This is a genomic window from Nostoc sp. (genome assembly GCF_036917555.1).
Taxonomy (GTDB): Bacteria; Cyanobacteriota; Cyanobacteriia; order Cyanobacteriales; family Nostocaceae; genus Nostoc.
In genome coordinates this window covers 482,644-502,484 of record NZ_JBALDD010000023.1, presented here as the reverse complement: position 1 = coordinate 502,484, position 19,841 = coordinate 482,644, and the positions used below count along the sequence as shown (strand labels likewise).

Annotated in this window: 17 protein-coding genes; 8 read left to right on the top strand and 9 right to left on the bottom strand. The window is 39.6% G+C overall.

Annotated features, from left to right (window positions below; genetic code table 11):
* Positions 1-19: 19 nt before the first annotated feature.
* Positions 20-940, bottom strand: coding sequence for a lipoyl synthase (gene lipA, locus V7K60_RS10940; RefSeq protein WP_334925536.1), 921 nt, complete (start codon positions 938-940; stop codon positions 20-22).
* Positions 941-1,174: 234 nt separating this feature from the next.
* Here lipA and V7K60_RS10935 point away from each other — a divergent pair, with 234 nt between their 5' ends.
* The 6 genes from V7K60_RS10935 (at position 1,175) to V7K60_RS10910 (ending at position 9,167) form a co-directional block, all read left to right on the top strand.
* Positions 1,175-1,825 (top strand): response regulator, encoded by a 651-nt coding sequence (locus V7K60_RS10935; protein ID WP_334816988.1) that lies wholly within the window; start codon positions 1,175-1,177, stop codon positions 1,823-1,825.
* A 1,216-nt stretch (positions 1,826-3,041) separates the two neighbouring features.
* Entirely contained in the window at positions 3,042-4,364 is a 1,323-nt protein-coding gene (locus tag V7K60_RS10930; protein ID WP_334925360.1) for a hybrid sensor histidine kinase/response regulator, read from the top strand.
* A 39-nt stretch (positions 4,365-4,403) separates the two neighbouring features.
* Entirely contained in the window at positions 4,404-5,555 is a 1,152-nt protein-coding gene (locus V7K60_RS10925) for an FIST signal transduction protein (RefSeq protein WP_334925359.1), read from the top strand.
* A gap of 6 nt (positions 5,556-5,561) precedes the next feature.
* Positions 5,562-6,605 (top strand): sensor histidine kinase, encoded by a 1,044-nt coding sequence (locus V7K60_RS10920; RefSeq protein WP_334925356.1) that lies wholly within the window; start codon positions 5,562-5,564, stop codon positions 6,603-6,605.
* Positions 6,606-7,145: 540 nt separating this feature from the next.
* Positions 7,146-7,688 carry a methanogen output domain 1-containing protein gene (locus V7K60_RS10915; RefSeq protein ID WP_334925354.1) on the top strand — a complete coding sequence of 181 codons (543 nt, stop codon included), beginning with the start codon at positions 7,146-7,148 and terminating at the stop codon, positions 7,686-7,688.
* Positions 7,689-7,775: 87 nt separating this feature from the next.
* Positions 7,776-9,167: an ATP-binding protein gene (locus V7K60_RS10910; protein WP_334925353.1), complete on the top strand. Its 1,392-nt coding sequence runs from the start codon at positions 7,776-7,778 to the stop codon at positions 9,165-9,167.
* Between the two features lie 85 nt (positions 9,168-9,252).
* Here the strand turns inward: V7K60_RS10910 and V7K60_RS10905 are convergent, their stop codons facing one another.
* Positions 9,253-10,857 carry an NAD(P)H-quinone oxidoreductase subunit N gene (locus V7K60_RS10905; RefSeq protein WP_334925351.1) on the bottom strand — a complete coding sequence of 535 codons (1,605 nt, stop codon included), beginning with the start codon at positions 10,855-10,857 and terminating at the stop codon, positions 9,253-9,255.
* Positions 10,858-10,860: 3 nt separating this feature from the next.
* Here V7K60_RS10905 and V7K60_RS10900 point away from each other — a divergent pair, with 3 nt between their 5' ends.
* The gene (locus tag V7K60_RS10900) at positions 10,861-11,085 is read left to right on the top strand and encodes a hypothetical protein (protein WP_334925350.1); all 225 of its coding nucleotides are present in this window, start codon (positions 10,861-10,863) and stop codon (positions 11,083-11,085) included.
* 101 nt (positions 11,086-11,186) lie between these two features.
* Here V7K60_RS10900 and V7K60_RS10895 read toward each other — a convergent pair whose 3' ends face one another.
* From V7K60_RS10895 to V7K60_RS10885, 3 genes are all read right to left on the bottom strand, one after another.
* Positions 11,187-11,459, bottom strand: coding sequence for a hypothetical protein (locus V7K60_RS10895; RefSeq protein WP_334925348.1), 273 nt, complete (start codon positions 11,457-11,459; stop codon positions 11,187-11,189).
* A 76-nt stretch (positions 11,460-11,535) separates the two neighbouring features.
* Positions 11,536-12,597 carry a WD40 repeat domain-containing protein gene (locus V7K60_RS10890; RefSeq protein WP_334925346.1) on the bottom strand — a complete coding sequence of 354 codons (1,062 nt, stop codon included), beginning with the start codon at positions 12,595-12,597 and terminating at the stop codon, positions 11,536-11,538.
* Between the two features lie 64 nt (positions 12,598-12,661).
* Complete coding sequence (locus V7K60_RS10885; RefSeq protein ID WP_334925344.1) at positions 12,662-13,633, bottom strand: CobW family GTP-binding protein; 972 nt, start codon at positions 13,631-13,633, stop codon at positions 12,662-12,664.
* Positions 13,634-13,945: 312 nt separating this feature from the next.
* Here V7K60_RS10885 and V7K60_RS10880 point away from each other — a divergent pair, with 312 nt between their 5' ends.
* Complete coding sequence (locus V7K60_RS10880) at positions 13,946-14,248, top strand: PEP-CTERM sorting domain-containing protein (protein WP_334925342.1); 303 nt, start codon at positions 13,946-13,948, stop codon at positions 14,246-14,248.
* A gap of 53 nt (positions 14,249-14,301) precedes the next feature.
* Here the strand turns inward: V7K60_RS10880 and V7K60_RS10875 are convergent, their stop codons facing one another.
* The 4 genes from V7K60_RS10875 to V7K60_RS10860 all read right to left on the bottom strand — a co-directional run bounded on the left by V7K60_RS10875 (position 14,302) and on the right by V7K60_RS10860 (position 19,705).
* Positions 14,302-15,216 (bottom strand): alpha/beta fold hydrolase, encoded by a 915-nt coding sequence (locus V7K60_RS10875; RefSeq protein WP_334925340.1) that lies wholly within the window; start codon positions 15,214-15,216, stop codon positions 14,302-14,304.
* Positions 15,217-15,303: 87 nt separating this feature from the next.
* Positions 15,304-15,744, bottom strand: coding sequence for a SufE family protein (locus V7K60_RS10870; RefSeq protein WP_334925338.1), 441 nt, complete (start codon positions 15,742-15,744; stop codon positions 15,304-15,306).
* 541 nt (positions 15,745-16,285) lie between these two features.
* Positions 16,286-16,792 (bottom strand): RNA recognition motif domain-containing protein, encoded by a 507-nt coding sequence (locus tag V7K60_RS10865; RefSeq protein WP_322727003.1) that lies wholly within the window; start codon positions 16,790-16,792, stop codon positions 16,286-16,288.
* 642 nt (positions 16,793-17,434) lie between these two features.
* A complete protein-coding gene (locus V7K60_RS10860; protein WP_334925336.1) occupies positions 17,435-19,705 on the bottom strand; it encodes a M48 family metalloprotease in 2,271 nt (756 codons plus the stop codon).
* Positions 19,706-19,841: the final 136 nt, after the last annotated feature.

The following is a 19,841-nucleotide window of genomic DNA, read 5'->3' as shown; positions in this document are numbered from 1 at the left end:
TTTCTCCACTCCCCACTCCCTACTCCCCACTGCCTACTCCCTCCTCCCCAGCATGATAGGAACTGCGAACCAGAGGCCCAGAACGAACATGGTTGAATCCCATTTCCCATGCTAATCTGCCAAGCTGATCGAATTCCTCTGGAGTCCAATATTTTTTGACTGGCAGATGTTCTAGAGAAGGACGCATATACTGCCCGATAGTTAAGCGATCACATCCCACAGCCCTTAAATCAGCCATTGCTTCAATGACTTCATCAAGTGTTTCTCCGTGTCCCAGCATCAAACCTGATTTGGTGGGAATTGTCGAATCGATTTTTTTAACCGTAGCCAGCACCAAGAGCGAGCGATCGTACTTGGCTCCCCGGCGCACCGGGCCAGTTAATCGTTGCACTGTCTCGATATTGTGATTAAAACAAGCTGGTTTAGCTTTGACAATCATCGCTATCCGCTGGCGTTGACCTTCTTCCCCAACACCAGCACCACCCCAAAAATCTGGGGTCAGCACTTCTATTTGAGTCTCTGGATTCAATTGGCGGATAGTCGCGATCGTCTCTACAAAGTGCCCTGCACCCTGGTCAGGCAAGTCATCACGGGCTACAGAAGTCAGCACCACATAACGCAATCCCAAAAGCTGCACTGCCTGTGCAACCTTTTGAGGTTCATCTAAATCAAGAGGCATCGGTGCATGACCTTTATCTACTTGACAAAAAGCACAAGAGCGTGTACAAGTAGGCCCCATTAGTAAGAAAGTTGCAGTTTTTTGGGCATAGCACTCTCCCCGGTTGGGACAGCGTCCTTCTTCGCAAATTGTGTGAATTTGGCGCTGCTTAATAATGCGTTGTACGGTAGAGATTTCACTGGCTTTGCCAATCGGGCGACGTAGCCAGCTAGGCATTGCCATAATTTCAGACTTTAGTTCGGCTTGTTGTGACGAAATCATAGACATCCAAGCAAGATGCGGATATAGATGTAGTGGTCTGTTGATTAAATATCACAATGACACAAATTTAAAAGAGCGCAAGCAAAAGTTTTGCAAAATACCTCTAACAATGTCATTTATACCGAAATATACTATCCCCCAATTGCTAGAAATTTTGTATATAGTGGGAGGATTCTCAAGGACAATCGGCAAAGCCGCTATTTACACTTATAGTTTCTGTTAGAGCAAACAGTCGTGGCAAGCAACAAGATTTTAGTTATCGATGACACTACAGTTGTCAGGGTAAAAGTACGAGAAATGTTGCCTCCGGGCAATTTTGAGGTACTGGAAGCAAAAGACGGTGTGGAAGGACTAAATTTCATCCTTCAGGAAAAACTTAGCCTGATTATGCTGGATTTCCTGTTGCCTAAAATGAGTGGCTGGGAAGTTTTTCAGCAAGTTCAAGCCCACCCAGAATTAAGGAAAATTCCTTTAGTGATCATGTCAGGTCGCAAGGAAGAGGTGACTGAGAAAATCACAGAACCATTTGAATATTTTGAATTTCTGGGCAAGCCTTTTGATCAGAAACAACTAATTGGCGCGATTAAGTTAGCTATGGCTAAGGCGAAACAGCCACGCCCAGAATTAGTTTCAGTAGGAGCAGCAGTTTCTATAAAAAATAGTACATTACCGACCTCTGGTGTCGCCAATAGTACGGTAGTAGCCCCTAGCGTTGCAATTCCTAGTGTCGCAACCCCTAGCGTCGCAACCCCCAGTACTGGAGGAGTCTCCGAGGCAGAAATTAATGTATTGAATGAGAAAATTGTCAAAATGCAAGCAGAAATTGATGGTTTGAAGAAACAGCTAACTCAGGTTGTGACTTTTATTAAACAAAAAATCAAGTAGTATTTGTGCTCGTTATTATTATCGCAGCCAAAAATACACCATCTATACTGGTGTCCGATTAAAAGCGGATAAAGATAGTTAGTTCAAAAACACTTATATTGACAAATCATCATTATTTAGTGAGGTACAGCTTTACCTTAGCCCGGTAAAGCTGTACTTTATCTTCCCTCTTTGTAAGTTCAAAGAGGGGTTGTGGTTGAAGTTTTTATATGTACTTAACTTGATGAGGAAACGCTACAGTTCAAGATTAAAATGTTAAGTAAAGAAAATATATTAAAAGCCATATTTTATAATATAAATTAAACAAAAAATTCTATTCTTTCGGTAAATGATGAATCCAATACAATCCCCAAGCACTTGATTTTTTCTAGCTTGCAGTAAGGATAAGCACCAGTTACTAGCTTAAAAAAAATTTGAATTGATGAAACGTTGGTAAACTGATTTATTCACCAGTAGGTTAAAGCGAGTTACCAATTCAAGAGCATACTCTTCTAAAAAATCAACATGGTTATTGATATAAAATAAAAATGGACAATATAAATCGGAGGAAAGTAGTTATTTCATAAAAATAGATTAGTTAGAAATAACAAATATTAATTACAGGAGAACAAAATCAAGAGACTCAAAGAGAGCCTATGACAATTTTTTGAAAAAATTCAACTCACTAAAATACAATATGTTACACAGTGACGTAAATTATGTTTACGTCACTGTCGTGGTGTGTAAATCTATATGAATATTTTCAAACTTAACCAATATTGTTGAATGTTTAAAAAAACTAACCGTAATTATCTGTAACTATATTTTTTATGAAATTTTGATAAAAAATATAGTTACATCTAGGAATATTCATGATAAATACTGTTGACTAACTGAAAAGATTAACTTAAGGCATCAAGAATATTGTTCTTAGTTAGCGCTAATTTTCTAAAAAACAAGGGTAATAGTAAGTAATTTAAGAGCGATCGCCTTCATAAAAGAGGATTTTAAACTTTGGTGAAAATTCAAATTGGTGATTGATGTCCATTAGCGATCGCTTCAGCAAAAAGCTGTAGGCAATTTAGTATGAGAATGTTGCTGTTATCAGAGTTTTTGGGAACTATAAGGTTGTCAGACGATAAATTTGCAGTCAGTCTGCCAATAAAATAGAGGTGACTTAGCTGCGATCGCAGGGCAATAGTGAATAATTAACAACGAGTTAAATTAATTTAAATACATGAACAAAAATTTAGATATGAGAATACTTTATGAACCAGAAGATAATTTAATATTAGTAGTAGATGATACTACTACTAATTTAGAAATTGTCTTTAATATCTTAACTAATGTAGGCTTTAAAGTAATCACAGAAAATGATGGGAAAAAAGCAATTAAGCGGGTTGAATCTAGACTGCCTGATTTAATTTTGTTAGATGTAATAATGCCGGGAATCGATGGATTTGAAACCTGTAAAAAGCTGAAAAAAAATTCTGAAACTTGTGATATTCCCATAATTTTTATGACGGCTAATTCTGATACTGATAGTAAAGTAAAGGGTCTAAATATAGGAGCAGTTGATTACATCACTAAACCCTTTCATGAAAAAGAACTATTAGCTAGAATCAAAACCCATCTGCAATTACGAAATCTCACAAAAACTTTAGAAAAACGAGTTGCAGAAAGGACAGCAGCTTTGTCTAGTGCATTAAAAGACCTACAAGAGTCTCAACTTCAGCTTGTACAGACAGAAAAAATGTCTGCCCTTGGTCAATTAGTAGCAGGAGTTGCTCATGAAATTAATAATCCAGTTGGTTTCATTCATGGCAATCTTGGACACGCTTCAGTATATTTCCAAGACATGATTAACATTATTGACCTCTATCAGCAGCACTATCCTAATCCAGTTCCAGAAATTCAAGAGGAAATTGCAGCAATAGATTTGAAGTATATACTTGCCGATCTACCTAATTTAATTTCCTCAATGAAAGAGGGAGTTCAGCGCATTCGCAACATTAGTACCAGCTTGAGAACCTTTTCTCGAGCAGATAGCGATCGCAAAGTTTATTGCAATATTCATGATGGCATAGATAGTACAATTATGATTCTCAAACACCGTTTAAAAGCATCTGAAGTTCGACCCGATATTCAAGTAATCAGAGATTACGATATATTGCCAGAATTAGAATGTTTTATCGGACAACTAAATCAGGTATTTATGAATTTATTAGCTAATGCTATTGATGCTTTAGAGGAGTCTAATGTAGGACTTACCTATATTGAGATTGAAGCAAATCCTAATCAAATTTTGATTCAAACCACTTTCACTGAAGATAAAAATTATATCTTGATTAGGATTAAAGATAATGGCGTAGGAATGTCGGCTGATGTCCAACAAAAAATCTTTGATTATTTATACACCACCAAGCCTGTGGGTCAAGGTACAGGATTAGGATTATCAATTGCCCATCAAATTGTTGTCGAAAAACATGCAGGAACTCTAGAGGTAAATTCATCAAGAGGGCAAGGTTCAGAGTTTATCATTAAACTTCCCATTCAATAATTATAGTAAGTTCCGTTTATAAACATCATAAATAAATTTATGTTCAAGGCAGTAGTAGGTCACAGTAACGATCCAGATTCTCTCTCAGCAATTGAAGAAGTTCTTCAGCAATGTGTCAGTTCTCTTGCAGGATATATACCAAAAGCTGGGATTATTTTTGCTGCAATTGACTTTGATCATTCTCTCATTTTGCAGCAAATCGATCGGGTTTTTCTGGGGATTGAGTTGATTGGTGGAACAACAGATGGAGAAATTTCTTCAGTCTTAGAGTTTCAGCAAGATTCAATCACCTTGATGTTGTTTTGCTCAGACGAAGTTGAAATTCATGCAGGAGTTGGACGCAAAGTTTCAGACGATCCAATTACTGCAACTAAACAAGCTGTGGAGCAAGCCAAAGCAAAAAGTACCGCACCTCCAAAGCTATGCCTAACTCATCCAGAGAGCCTCACAACTAGTGGTGTCTCTATATTGAATGGCTTAAAGCTAGCTCTTGGTCAATATATGCCAATATTCGGTGGTTTAGCAGGCGATCAATCAAGATATCAAAGTACATATCAATTTTTTCAAACAGAAGTATTAAGTGATTCTGTACCAATTCTGCTTTTTTCCGGCACAATATTGTTTTCCCATGCTGTTGCAAGTGGTTGGCATCCTATTGGTCAAACAAGCAAAGTGACTAAAGTAGATAAAAACATAGTCTATGAAATAGATGGTAAACCAGCTTTAGATTTTTATCATCATTATTTAGGTTTGCTTCCTCCTTCAATGGAATATCCACTAGCAGTCTTTGATGAGAATGAAGACAATTTTTATATAAGAGCACCTATTGCTTACAATCAAGAATCTAGTAGCATAACCTTTTTTGGAGATATTCCCGATCAAGCAATTATTCAAATTTCTGAAGCAGGTTATGAAGATATTTTGGCAGCTTCCAAAGCATCATTTATGAATGCCTTAGATAATTATCCTGGTACAGAACCAAGTGCTATTTTATTTTTTTCATGTGTAGCTCGTCGGCAAATACTTGGTACTAGGGCACAAGAAGAGTATCAGAATACGAAACTTTGTCTGACTGACTATTTACCTGCCTGTGGATTTTATTCTTATGGAGAAATTGCTCCTATAGATGGAATTAGCCAGACGCAATTCCACAATGAAACTTTTGTAACTTTAATTTTGGGAAGTCATTAAAAGTTAATGGGAATATTAGATTATCAACAAGAAATTAAAGAATTAAAAAAAGCCAATCGAATTCTCCAAAAGAAATTAGAGCGCTCTGAATCAGACCGGATAAAACTTGAAGAAACAAACCGAAAAAAAGAATGTTTGCTCAGGAGAGTAATTGATGAATTAAAGGAATATCAAAATAAGTTAGAAGAAAGAAGCCATGAGCTAGAAATAATGCTTCTTAATCTTCAGATAATGGAGAATAAGATGTCTACTTTGGGAAGCATGGTAGCAGATGTAGCTCATGAAATTAACAACCCAGTTGGCTTTATTGCAGCTAATCTGACTCCAGCTAAAGAGTATATTGATAATTTATTATATCTAATTGACCTCTATCAGCAGACCTATCCTAAAACATCTCAGCAAATTCAAGAAACAATCGAAATGATTGACTTAGAATACGTGCGCGAGGATCTACCTAAACTCATTTCTTCAATGAGAGAAGGTACAGATCGTATTTCCAATATTAGCAACAGCCTGCGAACTTTCTCTAGAGCAGATACAGAACAAAAAATTCTGTTTAATATTCATGAAGGTATTAACAGTACTCTCCTCATTCTCAAGCACCGTTTACAAGCTAATAAGATTCGTCCTGCTATTCAAGTAGTTCAATATTACGAAGAATTTCCCCTAGTAGAATGCTTTCCAGGACAATTGAATCAGGTATTTATGAATCTCTTGGCAAATGCCATTGATGCTTTAGATGAGTCTAATGCTGGACTGAGTTTTAATGATATTAAGCTAAATCCCAATCAAATTACAATTTATACTGCCCTCACTGAAGATAAGAATCATGTCTCGATTCGGATTCAAGATAATGGGGTGGGAATATCAGCTGATATTCAGCAAAAAATGTTTGATCATTTATTCACAACAAAACCTGTGGGAAAAGGAACAGGATTAGGGTTATCAATTGCTTATCAAATAATTGTCCAAAAACATAAAGGAATTTTGGAAGTAAATTCTGTGTTAGGAAAAGGTTCTGAGTTTATTATCAGTATACCTATTTATTAAACTAGCAAATATAAAATTCATCTAAACTATTAAAAAATAAATATTCAGTCTATTAGCAATTTATAGTAACAAAATTATTGCTACTTCATTCCTCGTAATTATTTATGTTTTCAAAATAACAACGTTTATTTATAGATAAAATAAAAATTGTATCCTGATTGCAAATAAGTACATTTCTGGATGAGTTAATAATAAAATATGTTTAGTGTTAACGATATTTTTTCCTAGAATATTCTCGCAACCCAAGCCCACTGCTCATGGGAAAACACTTAATATTTTGCTGGCTAACATTTTTAAGACTTGATCTAATTCCCTACTTTTGAATGAGGGTTAGAAAGGATAATGGGGACGTAACATAGAAGAAACTATGCAAAACGCTAAACTGTCACAATGATAAGGCTCAGAATTTGTTATGGACATTTTTTTAATTAGAACCAAAAGCAAACATCAAATTATCAGAATAAAAAGATTAAGTAGTTACTTTAGAGATATTTTGGGGAACTCTATAATTGTACTTCTAAGATGGTATCCTCAAAAATTATGATCAATGTACCCAAGCACTCAACTGCCACGCTTAATCTTTCTTTAGATCGCGATATATTTTTACGTACACTAATCAGAGAATTATCTGGTACTTTGCAGGATGTAGTTGGTTTAGAAGAAGCTTCAGGATTTATTAGCGTTGTTGGTGAAAGGATGGGAAGGCAGATTAACCAAGATTATAAATCTGCCCTGGAAATCTCTAACCTTTCTCGTAAGCAGGTAGCTGATGTTTTGATTGATTTAAAAAAACGAATCCAGGGTGATTTTTATGTTATTGAGCAGAATGATGAAAAAATTGTTTTTGGCAACCGTGTCTGCCCATTTGGCGACAAAGTACTTAATCGTCCTGCCATGTGCATGATGACTTCAAACGTTTTTGGAACGATCGCAGCTAATAATCTAGGATATGCGAAAGTAGAATTGCAAGAGACGATAGCACAAGGTTATTCTGGATGTAAAGTTATTGTTTACTTAAAACTTACAGAAGAGGCAGAAGATGCAGAAGGTCGAGAATACTTTAGGGGAATAGAATCTGTGTAAATCCTTCAGCATCAAACAAAATAACTCCAGGATATAAGCTTAGTGCAGATATGTAAAGTAGAGTCAAACCGTGAAAGTTGAAGCCTCATGACTCCTGAACAATTTCTTGAATTTGCCAGAGTTTTACCAGAACCTTTACTTCTGGTGAGTGGAGAGGGTCAGTTGTTAGCTACTAATAAACCAGTAGCGGAGATGTTGGGGTTACGCCGTCAGGAACTCCGCGGAAAAATGCTTGTTGAAATTGTAACTGAGCCTGCCAACGATATTTTAAAGTATCTGCAAGCTTGTTCAAGTAGCAGGGCAATGGTGATTGGCTCTTTGACTTTACGAAAGAATGATGGGCAAACGTTAATATGTCGTAGCCAAGGAGCCGTTATTCAACCTTGGTCTCCTGGATGTTCAGCTTTAATTCTCTTACGCTTAGAAAATAGAATTCTGACCAGCAGTAATTTCGTTCTCTTGAACGAAAAAATCGATCAGTTAGCAAAAGAAGTTCTGAGACGTAAACAGGCAGAGGAAGCGCTCAAGAAAGCGAATCAAGAGTTAGAAATTCGGGTTGAAGAACGTACAACTGCTTTACAAGAAACACTAAACGAACTACAACTTACCCAAACTCAGCTTATCCAAGCTGAGAAAATGTCTAGTTTAGGTCAGATGGTTGCTGGTATTGCCCATGAAATTAACAACCCTGTAAGTTTTATTTATGGCAATCTTCACCACGCTCATAAATACACTCAGGATTTACTGAGATTGGTGCAAATTTATCAACAATTTTGTCCAAGTAGTCCTCCAGAAATCCAAGAACAAATAGAAGAAATAGATTTGGATTTTCTAATTCAAGATATAACTAAACTCTTCCAATCAATGACAGTGGGAACAGAGCGCATTCAGGAAATTGTTAAATCACTACGTAATTTTTCCAGACTTGATGAAGCAGAACTTAAGCAAGTTAATATCCATGAAGGAATTGATAGTACTTTAATGATTTTCGAGCATCGCCTGCAAGCTACACATGAGTACCCAGAAATCAAAGTCATTAAAAAATATAGTCAACTGCCGAATATAACTTGCTACCCTGGTCAACTCAATCAAGTGTTTATGAATATTCTTGCTAATGCGATCGATGCACTGGAGGTGTCAGCGAATAATGGTCAGTGGTCAGCAGTCAATTCACAAACTACTGACAATCAGAAACTGACAAAAAATAATCCCGAAATTCAAATTAAAACTGAGGTAATTGATAAAAATTGGATAGCGGTTAGTATTGCTGATAATGCTTTGGGGATAAATGAACAAGTTCGCTCAAAACTATTTGATCCGTTTTTTACCACTAAAACTGTGGGCAAAGGTACTGGACTAGGGCTATATATAAGCTATCAGATTATAGTCGAAAAACATAACGGGCAACTTAACTGTTTTTCTGTTCCAGGAAAAGGTGCAGAATTTGTAATTAAAATACCTATTCAATCAGCCTCATAAAATTTCAGTTAAAAGATATGACAACGCCTGTCTACTAATTAGCAAACAGGCGTGTTTTTGAGTACAAAGTTTGGTTGAGAATCGGTTAAATCTTAGCAGTAGAATCAACTGAGGGTTGAGACTGACTAACCGAATCTAACTTTGGTAAAAGCGAGAGTTTTTTTGCTTTTACACTACTGTTGATTGTTGCTTGCAAAAATGGGGTATGGGAGATGGAATTGTTAGCCAATGTAAACAGTGGATTTGACAAAATCCCTGCTATGGAAGTGGCAATTAATGTTACCACCAAACCGACCTGCAAAGGTCTTAGCCCAGGTAAATCCCAACGTACTTGTGGATAATTCTTCACCGCGTCGGACATTTCATGGGGTTCTTTAACTACCATCATCTTAACTACGCGAATGTAGTAGTAAATGGAGACGACGCTGGTGACTAAGCCCAATAAAACTAACCAATAAAGTCCTGCTTGCCAGCCAGCCCAGAATAAGTAAATCTTGCCGAAAAACCCAGCTAATGGTGGAATACCACCCAAGGAAAGCAGGGAGATACTCAAGGCCAGTGTTAGCAGTGGGTCTTTTTGATATAAGCCAGAGTATTCGGCAATCTGGTCGGTTCCTGTCCGCAGTGAAAATAGGATGATGCAGGTAAAACCACACAGGTTCATGAACAGGTAAACCAGTAGGTAAAATATCATACTGGCATATCCTGCCTGTGTACTAGCAATCAACCCAATCATCACAAACCCAGCTTGGGCAATGGATGAATAAGCTAGCATCCGTTTCATGCTGGTTTGAGCTAGGGCGACTACGTTACCCAAAATCATGCTGAGAACGGCTAGAGCTGTGAAGACAAACCTCCACTCGTCAGCAACAAGGGGGAAGGCTGTTGTTAGCAAGCGGATAGCTAGGGCAAACCCAGCTGCTTTGGAACCGACAGATAAAAAGGCGATGACTGGGGTGGGAGCGCCTTCGTAAACGTCTGGTGTCCACTGGTGGAAGGGTGCAGCGGAGATTTTGAAGCCAATACCTGCGATCGCAAAAACCAGCGCAATCACTAAACCTAAAGATTGTCCCACTTTCGCTGTGGCAATGCCATTAGCGATCGCACTTAGTTCAGTTTGTCCTCCAGATAGTCCATACAGCAGGGATACACCGTACAAAAATATTGCCGTACTGGAAGCTCCAATTAACAAGTATTTCAACGCCGCTTCATTGGAGCGGGGGTCACGCTTGGTATAACCTGTCAACAAGTAAGAGGAAATACTCAGGGTTTCTAGGGAGATGAAAATCATCACCAACTCACTAGCCCCGGATAAAAACATCCCTCCTAAAGTAGCACTTAGCAAAATAGCGATAAATTCGGCTAAAGCGGTGCCACTCTGTTCAACGTAGCGAATTGACATCAGTATACTCGCGATCGCAGACAAGGCAATAATACCGCGAAAGACGATACTCAGGTCATCACTATTAAAGCTACCGGTAAAACCGATGGGATTAGGAGCGTCCCATTGAAAATATAGGGCGACAATCGAAGCAAATAAACCTGCGATCGCTAGATATCCAATCCAGCGTGCGGATGTACGCCCCAAAATCAAATCAACAATCAAAACCCCCAAGAGGGTGAGAATAACAATCCCCTCTGGTAAAATCGTTCCAGCGTTTAGCTGGGATGCAATATTAGCAAAATCCATGAGATGTATAGGTTTTGGCGATTAGACATTAAGGCTAACTCTGTTCACTCTAGCAAGTTTTCTAATCCCCGGACTAGCTCTTTTAACAAGAGCTTAACAGCTTGGGTGCAGATGGCGAACGTACCAACTTCACTGGCTTACCAGCAGCTTTCTCAGTATCTAGGAATTCACCTAACAGCTTTCCTACCTCGTTTTTTAGGCGTGAACTTCAGCGAATATCATAAATAATTATGCTGCAACCAGTGCGATAGTTAGGTACAAATAGCTTATAAAATTAATAAGGGCACAGCAATGCTGTGCCCCAACAATATTTATAACTCCTAAGTTTATTAAAAACCGACTGATGGCAGCTTGCCTTGTAGCGACTGAAATTTAGACTGAACACAGTTGGCACAATTACAACCAACTCGATCAATAATCGAATTAGATGTTTGAATCAAGTTTGGTGTTACCAGATCGGGAATTTGTTGTATAGATACTACCGTCACAATTTTGGTAGCGTATGTAGATTTCAGGCTGGATGCGTTTGCTGGATTGACTACCAGCAGCATAGATACCAGAAATGCAGGACAGGCAAGTAGAATCAGTTTGATAATGTTCATAATTTACAAAGATACCTTTGCTGATACAGCATAGCCAATAAATTGCCGAGGTTCAACTTTAATTAGTGAGTATTGCTTAACTACGCCCGAATCCCTGACCCCGCAAAACCTTTGACCATACAAGTAATTCGCCCTGTTCGCCGCCTGCGGCCAGTAACTTGCCTTGGGGATGCCAAGCTAAGCTAGAAAATCCTCCTGAAACACCTGTGATAATTTGGGATACTTCCTTGGCTTTGTTCCACAAACATAACCAGCCGTCAGCAGCAGCAGAAGCGAGAAGAAAGCTTTTAGGTGCAAAGGCGATCGCATTAATCACACCCACATGATTTGTTAATACTCGTGCTTCCCAACCTAATGAATCATCCTCTAGCTTTTCCCACACCACAATACCTTCAACGCTAGAAGATGCCAGTATTGGCGCACCTACTTTAGTCATAGCTTCTGACCATGCCAATTGGCGAATTTTGCCAGGGAAGCCACGCATCACCCAAGGATCGGGGTTATTCCATTCCAAAACAGTGACACTACGATCCATATTGCCAGAAGCGAGAAATTTGCCATCGGGCGACCAAGCCATCGCTAAACTGACAGTAGTCATATCTAAGCTATATGGTTCTTCATCCCAGTTTTTACTATGCCAAATTTTGACTCCTTTATAACCACTTATGGCTAAGTATTGTCCGTCAATGCGCCAATCTATACCCAATACTGAAGAGTTGTCGAAATTTAGCGTCACGACAATTTCATGAGTATCTGCATTCCAGACTCGAACATAACGCCCCAAACTAAAAGCCAGTTGGTTACTGGTGTAATTCCAAGCTAACTTGTCAACCCATGCAGGGGCATTTTCCAACGTGGCGATTAATTCAGTATCGCGCCAAATTTTCACCTGTCCATCTTGTCCACCAACGGCTAAAAATTTGCCATCTGGTGAAAAGGCAAGACAGTCTACTGATTTACCGTTAGCAGTTTGTAAGGTTGTAAGTTCGCCATTATTCCACAGAACTACTTCCCCGGCGGCGGAAGTTGCTGCTAAAGTTTGACCTTGTGGCGACCAAGCGATCGCAGTTACATAATCTGAAAGTGTCCCCGAATAATGTTGTTCAAATTCCTTAGATTTGCTGGTTGTGGATTTCATATTTTCTACAAAAGTTAGAAGTTAGGAGTTTTGAATTTTTAACTGATAACTCCTAACTCGCTTTTTATACCAGACAGGCGAGAAAATCTTGCTTGAGTTGGCCTGCATCAAGATTGCGACCGATGAAGACCAGTTCGTTTTTGGGAGTTTCACTTGGTTTCCAGGGGCGATCGGGTTTGCCATCAAATATCATATGCACTCCTTGAAACACAAATCGATTATCTTCTCCGGCAATATTTAAAATGCCTTTCATCCGAAAGATATCTGGGCCTTGGGTACGCAGTAACTCGGAAATCCAAGCGTTTAATTTTTCTCCATCGACTGCGCCTGCTTCTACTAAAGCCACAGAAAAGACAGTTTCATCGTGTACATGAGCATCTTCGCCTAAGAAATCTGGATCAATTTCTAATGCCCGGTCTAAATCAAAGGCTTTTACACCTAATAAAGCATCCATTCCTAGTTCGGAATTTTGGGTACGGTAGATTTTTGCGATCGCATTCATCGCCCGAATCCGTTTTTCTAATTCATCTAACTCTTCTGGCGCTACCAAATCTGTTTTATTAAGTAAAATTACATCGGCAAAGGCAATCTGTTCTTGTGCTTCGTCTGCATCCCAGTGCTGCGAGATGTGCTTGGCATCTACGACTGTCACCACTGCATCTAGAGACAGTTGGCTTTGTAAATCTTCATCAACAAAAAATGTTTGAATCACTGGTGCAGGATCGGCTAATCCAGTCGTTTCAATTACTAAATGGTCAAATTTATCGCGCCGCTTCATCAAATTGCCAATGATGCGAATTAAGTCGCCCCGCACTGTACAACAGATACAGCCATTGTTCATTTCAAAGATTTCTTCATCTGCATCGATAATCAATTGATTATCAATACCCACTTCCCCAAATTCATTGACAATCACAGCAACTTTTTTGCCGTGTTCGTAGGTGAGGATGTGATTGAGTAGAGTCGTTTTACCTGCTCCCAAATAGCCTGTAAGAACAGTAACGGGAACTGAATTGTTGATTACGTCAGCCACCATACTCTAAATTCCTCTTGTCTCACCTTATGGATAATCATTATCGCCTATGATAAATCTTTTTCTATTTTTGTGCGAACTTGCTGTTATTTTGGGTTTCAGCAAAATCATCACATAATTTAATCAAGAAACATTTTATTTTTATGTATCTGTAATAAGTAATAAATATTCATAAGTTGGCGTAGCCTGATAGGAATATTGCATATAAGCCGACCCTCCCTGCGGGAAGTCGCAGGTTAGTACCTTGACAATGCCAGAGAAAAAGTGATAATCATTATCGTAAATAAAAAAATTATACTTTGATGAAGAAGCGTGGTGGTTTCAAGAAACACTACTTGCTCGAAAAAGCAAGTAACTCAAACATGGCAAGCATCTGCGTCTCTTGCAGTCAGTTTTTTAGTCGTTGCACCACTGGGAAATTACTCTGCATCATTCAAACTCGTGGATTTAGGCACTGGTAGTAACCCCATTCCCTTTGAGGAGTCTGGGACTTTCAGTTTTGATTTTGAAGTCAAGACAGTGCCTGAGTCATCAACTGTTTTTGGTCTTGGTATAGTCGGTCTACTGGCGCTTTCTTTTTCTCGCTTGCAAAAACTTACTCACAGTAGCTTAAACTAATCTTAATCTTCCGCCAAGGCGCAAAATGAATCTTTGCATCTTGGTGTGAGGATTTAATTTTCTGAAGAGAACAAAAAATCTTGAACTGCTTCTAAAACAACTGCTGGGTATTCTTCATGTAGTCCCAAAGAACCAGGTATGACAACGCTTCTCACTCCTGGTAAAGCTACCAAAGCGTTCATTTCTTCTCGTGATTTGGGGGGGCTAGATTCTCCAATTAATACCATGAGCGGTAGGGTTAAATACTGTACAAGTTCCAGAAAATCAGATTGTTCGCGTACAGCATCAAGATTACCAGTTACAAAGGCAGCAGATGCAAATCGCGCTCCTGGTTGTTGAGTCGTGTGCCACTTCTTCTCGATGAAACTGGGTGTAATTTTAGCCGCGTCAGTAAAGACATGACGGCGGTACATAAAACTTAAGAAAGATGGGGTAGTGTTGAGTTTGTAGAGAGCTTGACCAAGTATAGGCGATCGCACTAATTCTCTGACTAGACCAGCTATTTGCTGACTTGCCCCCATTGTCGGCAAAGGCCCACGCCAAGTAGGGCCTAACAATATAATTCGTGAAAAAGCAGCCTGCTGTTTGACAGCTAATTGTAAAACGTAACTAGCAGCATGACCAGCCGCCACCACAGTAATGGGAGTATTAAAAACAGCTTTGACAAAATCTTCCAGAAATTGCTGATATATTTCTGGTCGATAATTCAAACCAGGGCGAGAAGATTCACCAAATCCAGGCCAGTCTAAGGCTACAACTTGAAAATCGGGAGCTAGTAACTTGGCAAGTTCGCCCATTTCTAAACGCGTTGAAACACTGCTGAAAGCTGGTAGTAGCAATAGCGGTGAACCTTTACCGAGGGTTTCATAAACAACGTGCAATTGTTGGTTTTCCCAGTTCCAGACATATTCTTGAACTACTCCACCAAAACCAATAGCAGCAGAGGTAGATAATAGATTGGTTGACATGAGACTAAATTTTGGTAGTTGTATGTTATTTGTCAGTTGTCCTTTGTCTTTTGCAAATGACAAATGACAAATGACAAATGACCAAGTTTAGTTACGCAAATCTAACTTAGATTCCAATGCTTTTTTTTGCATGGTTTTAAAAATGTTGTAAAATCCATTAGCACGGGAAGGTGTCAGGCTAACATTTAAACCTGTTTCTTGAATAAAATCTGGAGTAAGTTGGACAATCTCGGTTGGTGTTAATCCATGTAATCCTTCAACCAGAAGCCCTACTAATCCTTTGGTTAACTGGGAATCGGAATCGCCCTGAAATACAATTTTACCGTCATCCAAGGCTGCGGTGATATAAACTTGAGACACGCAACCAGGAACTTTATTTTCGGCTAATTTATCAGCTTCTGGGAACTCATTGAGCTTCTGAGCATACCAGATTAGCTGTTCGTAGCGTCGCTTCGGTTCAGAAGCGCGTTGAAAGCGCTGGACAATTTTAGCGAGCGCAGGTGGCAAAGAATCTAGAGTTGAGGACATAACAGAAGCTGAAAACGATCGGTATCTCCTTGAGTGTAGATTATCTTTAGAGCGATCGCGCCTCTGATTCGCTTGGCATTATCAAGCTTGCCATTACTGACTATAATTTATTAAATCCAGCTAATTACTGCGATCGCATTCATAAAGATCAGGGTTTTTGATGTGTTTAATCACAAAAACTTAATTTTATTTTTTTATAACCAAGCTTTAACAATCAGTCTACATAAACTTTGATTGTATTAATGTATACCTCATATTGCATAAGTATAATGAATTAGTGAAACTTATGTGTCGTTTGATTTGATTGAAATCCAGATAGATTTTGTGGAGCTTGGGCGATTTGCACGCTCCTCGCTGCTAACTCTCAGGTACGCCTTAGTGTGACTAGTGGCGATGCGATGCCTACAGCGGACTGCGCCTACGTACTTACAAAATTAGCTGCAAGTTGATTAAACTAAGCAGCTAGATAATTATCAACAATTAAAAATTAAAAATCAAAAAAAATTCTGATTTTTAATTTTTAATTTCTCTCCCTTGAGGATTAATTTGTAGTTTGTGCAGCTAGCATCTGCTTCAGCTTTTCTAATTCCGAAGCCCAACGAGGATCTGGACGAATAGCATCTGAATCGGTGGTTGTAGTGCTGCTTTCACGAGAACCTCCGCCACCGCCGCCACGACGAGGCTTCTTAGAGCTTTTCTCACGACGGCTACCTTCTCTGTTGGGGCTAGGAGTCGGGGTACTATTACTAGCAAGAGTAACTGGTTTAGGAGCTTGCTCGTCGCCCTCTTCACCCTTTGTCCGAGGTAATGCCTTCTCTAGCTTAATGGGAGTATCTTTGAACATCTGACCATTATACTTTTCAATAATTTCGTCAGCTTGTTCATCATTATTGACTGTAAGAAAACCGAAACCACGGCATTTGCCAGTTTTGCGGTCTTTAATTAATTTAGTAGTTACAGCATCACCTTCTGCTGCAAAAACGGCTTGCAGATCTTGACGATCTATTTCATCTTTAGGCAAATTACCTATATATAGGCGAACAGACATGAACTATACCTCCAGAGTTGAATGAACATGGCAAGGCAAGAAAACAATCACTTAGCTTTAGCTTTTAAATAGATGCTATTGACCAAGACTGCCATAAACCAATTTTTTTGCTCGAAACTGTCAACCTATACAACAATACAGTTTTTCGTCGGGATCAAGCTTATTTAATCCAAAGGCTCACACTATGGTGAGCTAATAACACCTTAATTCTAAGAATTGTAAATTTAATAGCCTATTGCTTGCTAAAGTAGACGCTTTCTTTTATGCCCTTATTCGCAGAATCAAATACCATTCCTTAAATTACCACGGTATTTTCTACGTAGCTAGTTTAGCGCATACATTTCCGACATTAGTATTACTGCATCGTAACATAAAACACATTTTTTTATTCAGGTGAGATATTTTGAAACAAAAACCAGCCAGTGGCTGGTTAATTTGCTGCTGTGTTGGGAGGATAAAAAGGTATAGAGCGGGGAAAAAGCACCTAAATCCACAACTAAATCCACAACTAAGCGGTGATGCTGAGTTATGTCAGTTGCTCTTGTTTGTGTAAATAAATGTAACACTTGTTAAGGAAACCTGCAACTTTTGTTTACATTCCGATTTGTCCTTTGTCCTTTGTCCTTTGCTAATGACCAATGACTAACCAGTGAGAAAGACGTATGCGCCCCAAGCCTGTGCTGCAACAGCCAAAAAAGTAGACCAAATAGGATGAGGGCTATGAATGGTTTTACCACTTTGAGTTTCTAGGGTTTGGATATCGATCCAAGGTGTTGCTCCTCGCCGGAACCAACCTGTGACGATAATTTGCCGCCCGATTAGATCCTGGTGATTGACTGATTGTCCTAGCCAAGAAATGTGATGTAATTTCACCAAACCCGCGCTGGATTGCAAAATTAAATCTTGCGCTAGGGTGTTACTAGTGCCTTGACGACCTAATAATTTACCCACAAGACGCACGCTGACGCTATCAATAGGTAAGGCAGAAGGGTCAGCTAACAGGTTGGGTAAGCTGTCGTCAGTTTGTATGGTGGCAGGTTTAATATCGGGGAAGAAAGAATTAATCCGCATCACAGTACCGATGCTAAAGCCAATCAGAAGGCAGCCTGTAATGAAAGACCAATCTTCATATATCCACTTTAGATTTAAAAACTTGAGTGTGAATGCTAGTTGCCAGGTTAGCCAGACGAAAGCTGCAAATAGAACCCCTAGAGGAATTCCCAACCAGGGAGCGACTTGTAATAGAAAAGACTGACGCTTAACCTTTGATGGAACGCTTGCAAAATGTAGTTCGGTGTCTAGATGCCAGTGACGGGCTATTTGGCAGAGGCGTTCAAGGCGATCGCCCATTAAAGGATGGCTATTATTAATCGTAAACCATCGGCGATAGGGATTGGCAATATCCCATTTCAAAAAAGATTCAAAAGATAGATTACTGGCAATAGTGCCCAAAGACAAACTCTGTTGGTAGCTGATTGGTGTTAAAAGATTTAAGCTTTCCAGTTGCCAACTGGTGTGTTCTTGTTTTTGGATATCAGCAGCAATACCAATGGCGATTTTGAGTAAAGCGCGAATCAGGGCATTGGGATTACCAGTAATTTCAGCGGCGACGCGATCGCTATAATAAAGCCGCAACTGCGACAACCACAATGCAGTTCCAGTCAGCAAACACCAAACTCCATAAATTAGACTCGCCAGAATTGTCACCGGCCAGCGCCAAATTTTCGCTGATATTTTGTCTCCCAACTCCGACACTTGCTGATATAGCTTATGAGTTGGTAGTGTCACCAGCAGCAACAAAGACATTACAGCAAAATCCCAGTGAGCAATATGCCCTAGTTGCGTGGCGTAAATAACGGCGATTTCATCATCTGCCAACTGCTCTAACAGCCCTTGACTCACAACAATCCTGGCATTACGTGGTAAACTACCATAAGTCAGAATAATTGGTGCAGCCGTTGGTAAAATCCGCAGTTTGGGTAACGGCCAGTGCCGCTGTTGGCAACAACGTTGTAGTACCCGAACAGCTTCGCGGCTATGGGTATTCAATACATCTTTCGGAAATTCTCGCTGACCATACAAGTTCGCTAGTAGCAGATCCAGCAGCCAAGGTGATACTCCGATTAAAATCACCAATACTATTAGCAACAGTTGAGTAGGGTCACGGTATAAAAGCTGTATTGGTTCCAGATAAGGTAGTTTGACTAAAGTCTGGTTGATGAATCCCAATGCTAACTTAAGGATTTCTCGGATCACCCAAAACAGGGCGATGAATGTCCCGGCGGACAGTAACCGCAAGGGAATTAATTTTGGTTTACGTAGTGGTTGCCATGCTCTGGCGCGTTGTGCTTGTCGCCAGTAAATAACACCGAATAATTTGGCTTGGGTACGGGTAACGGAACCCATAAAGCCGCTTAGGGGCGCAGCTGGTGGTGGTAGCGGTGTCGCTAATGTAGCTTTGAGTCTAGCTAGTGGCACCATCGGCGCGATGTCGTCGCTTTTGGTTTCTATTACTTGATCGTTGTTCGGCTTTTCCTCTAATGTAGGAGTTTCCGGGGGAGTAACGGAGGTTGAATCTGGGGTTAAATTCTCAAAGGCAACAAATCCAGTTTCGACTTTTTTTGATTCTTGATCGGATTTTTTACGTTTTGTTAAATGTTCGAGAGCGCGTGTTGCCCACTCTTGAACTTGCGGATTGTTACTCTCAATCAGATTCTGGGAAATAGCGATCGCTTTGGGAACTTCGCCAGTGCGAGCATAAGCCATCACTAAACCAACCTGGGCTTGTAAGCTAGCAGTCGCATTGCTTTGAATACTAGCAATAGGTTCTAGTTGAGCGATCGCTGTTTGGTAATTTCCTTGCTTGAGGGCAACTAAACCAGCCTCCAAAGACGGTTTGGTATGTGAAGGCATACAAATTCTGGCACTCCAATCTCTTCTAAATGATCCACGTTTGTGCGAAAGCGCGAACCTCGGATGCCGTGGAAATCAACCGCGCCCAGTTAAATTTGTCAAGTGAACGATAAAGATTGAATAAAGGCGTCAGTCG

What these genes read in the sequence shown, in the direction of transcription:
- V7K60_RS10905 (WP_334925351.1), bottom strand. Translation starts at nt 10,857, where the DNA reads ATGGATTTTGCTAATATTGCATCCCAGCTAAACGCTGGAACGATTTTA.
- V7K60_RS10870 (WP_334925338.1), bottom strand. Translation starts at nt 15,744, where the DNA reads ATGTCCTCAACTCTAGATTCTTTGCCACCTGCGCTCGCTAAAATTGTC.
- V7K60_RS10930 (WP_334925360.1), top strand. Translation starts at nt 3,042, where the DNA reads ATGAACAAAAATTTAGATATGAGAATACTTTATGAACCAGAAGATAAT.
- V7K60_RS10895 (WP_334925348.1), bottom strand. Translation starts at nt 11,459, where the DNA reads ATGAACATTATCAAACTGATTCTACTTGCCTGTCCTGCATTTCTGGTA.
- V7K60_RS10875 (WP_334925340.1), bottom strand. Translation starts at nt 15,216, where the DNA reads ATGTCAACCAATCTATTATCTACCTCTGCTGCTATTGGTTTTGGTGGA.
- V7K60_RS10910 (WP_334925353.1), top strand. Translation starts at nt 7,776, where the DNA reads ATGACTCCTGAACAATTTCTTGAATTTGCCAGAGTTTTACCAGAACCT.
- V7K60_RS10865 (WP_322727003.1), bottom strand. Translation starts at nt 16,792, where the DNA reads ATGTCTGTTCGCCTATATATAGGTAATTTGCCTAAAGATGAAATAGAT.
- V7K60_RS10920 (WP_334925356.1), top strand. Translation starts at nt 5,562, where the DNA reads ATGGGAATATTAGATTATCAACAAGAAATTAAAGAATTAAAAAAAGCC.
- V7K60_RS10925 (WP_334925359.1), top strand. Translation starts at nt 4,404, where the DNA reads ATGTTCAAGGCAGTAGTAGGTCACAGTAACGATCCAGATTCTCTCTCA.
- V7K60_RS10885 (WP_334925344.1), bottom strand. Translation starts at nt 13,633, where the DNA reads ATGGTGGCTGACGTAATCAACAATTCAGTTCCCGTTACTGTTCTTACA.
- V7K60_RS10890 (WP_334925346.1), bottom strand. Translation starts at nt 12,597, where the DNA reads ATGAAATCCACAACCAGCAAATCTAAGGAATTTGAACAACATTATTCG.
- lipA (WP_334925536.1), bottom strand. Translation starts at nt 940, where the DNA reads ATGATTTCGTCACAACAAGCCGAACTAAAGTCTGAAATTATGGCAATG.
- V7K60_RS10915 (WP_334925354.1), top strand. Translation starts at nt 7,146, where the DNA reads ATGATCAATGTACCCAAGCACTCAACTGCCACGCTTAATCTTTCTTTA.
- V7K60_RS10860 (WP_334925336.1), bottom strand. Translation starts at nt 19,705, where the DNA reads ATGCCTTCACATACCAAACCGTCTTTGGAGGCTGGTTTAGTTGCCCTC.
- V7K60_RS10900 (WP_334925350.1), top strand. Translation starts at nt 10,861, where the DNA reads ATGTATAGGTTTTGGCGATTAGACATTAAGGCTAACTCTGTTCACTCT.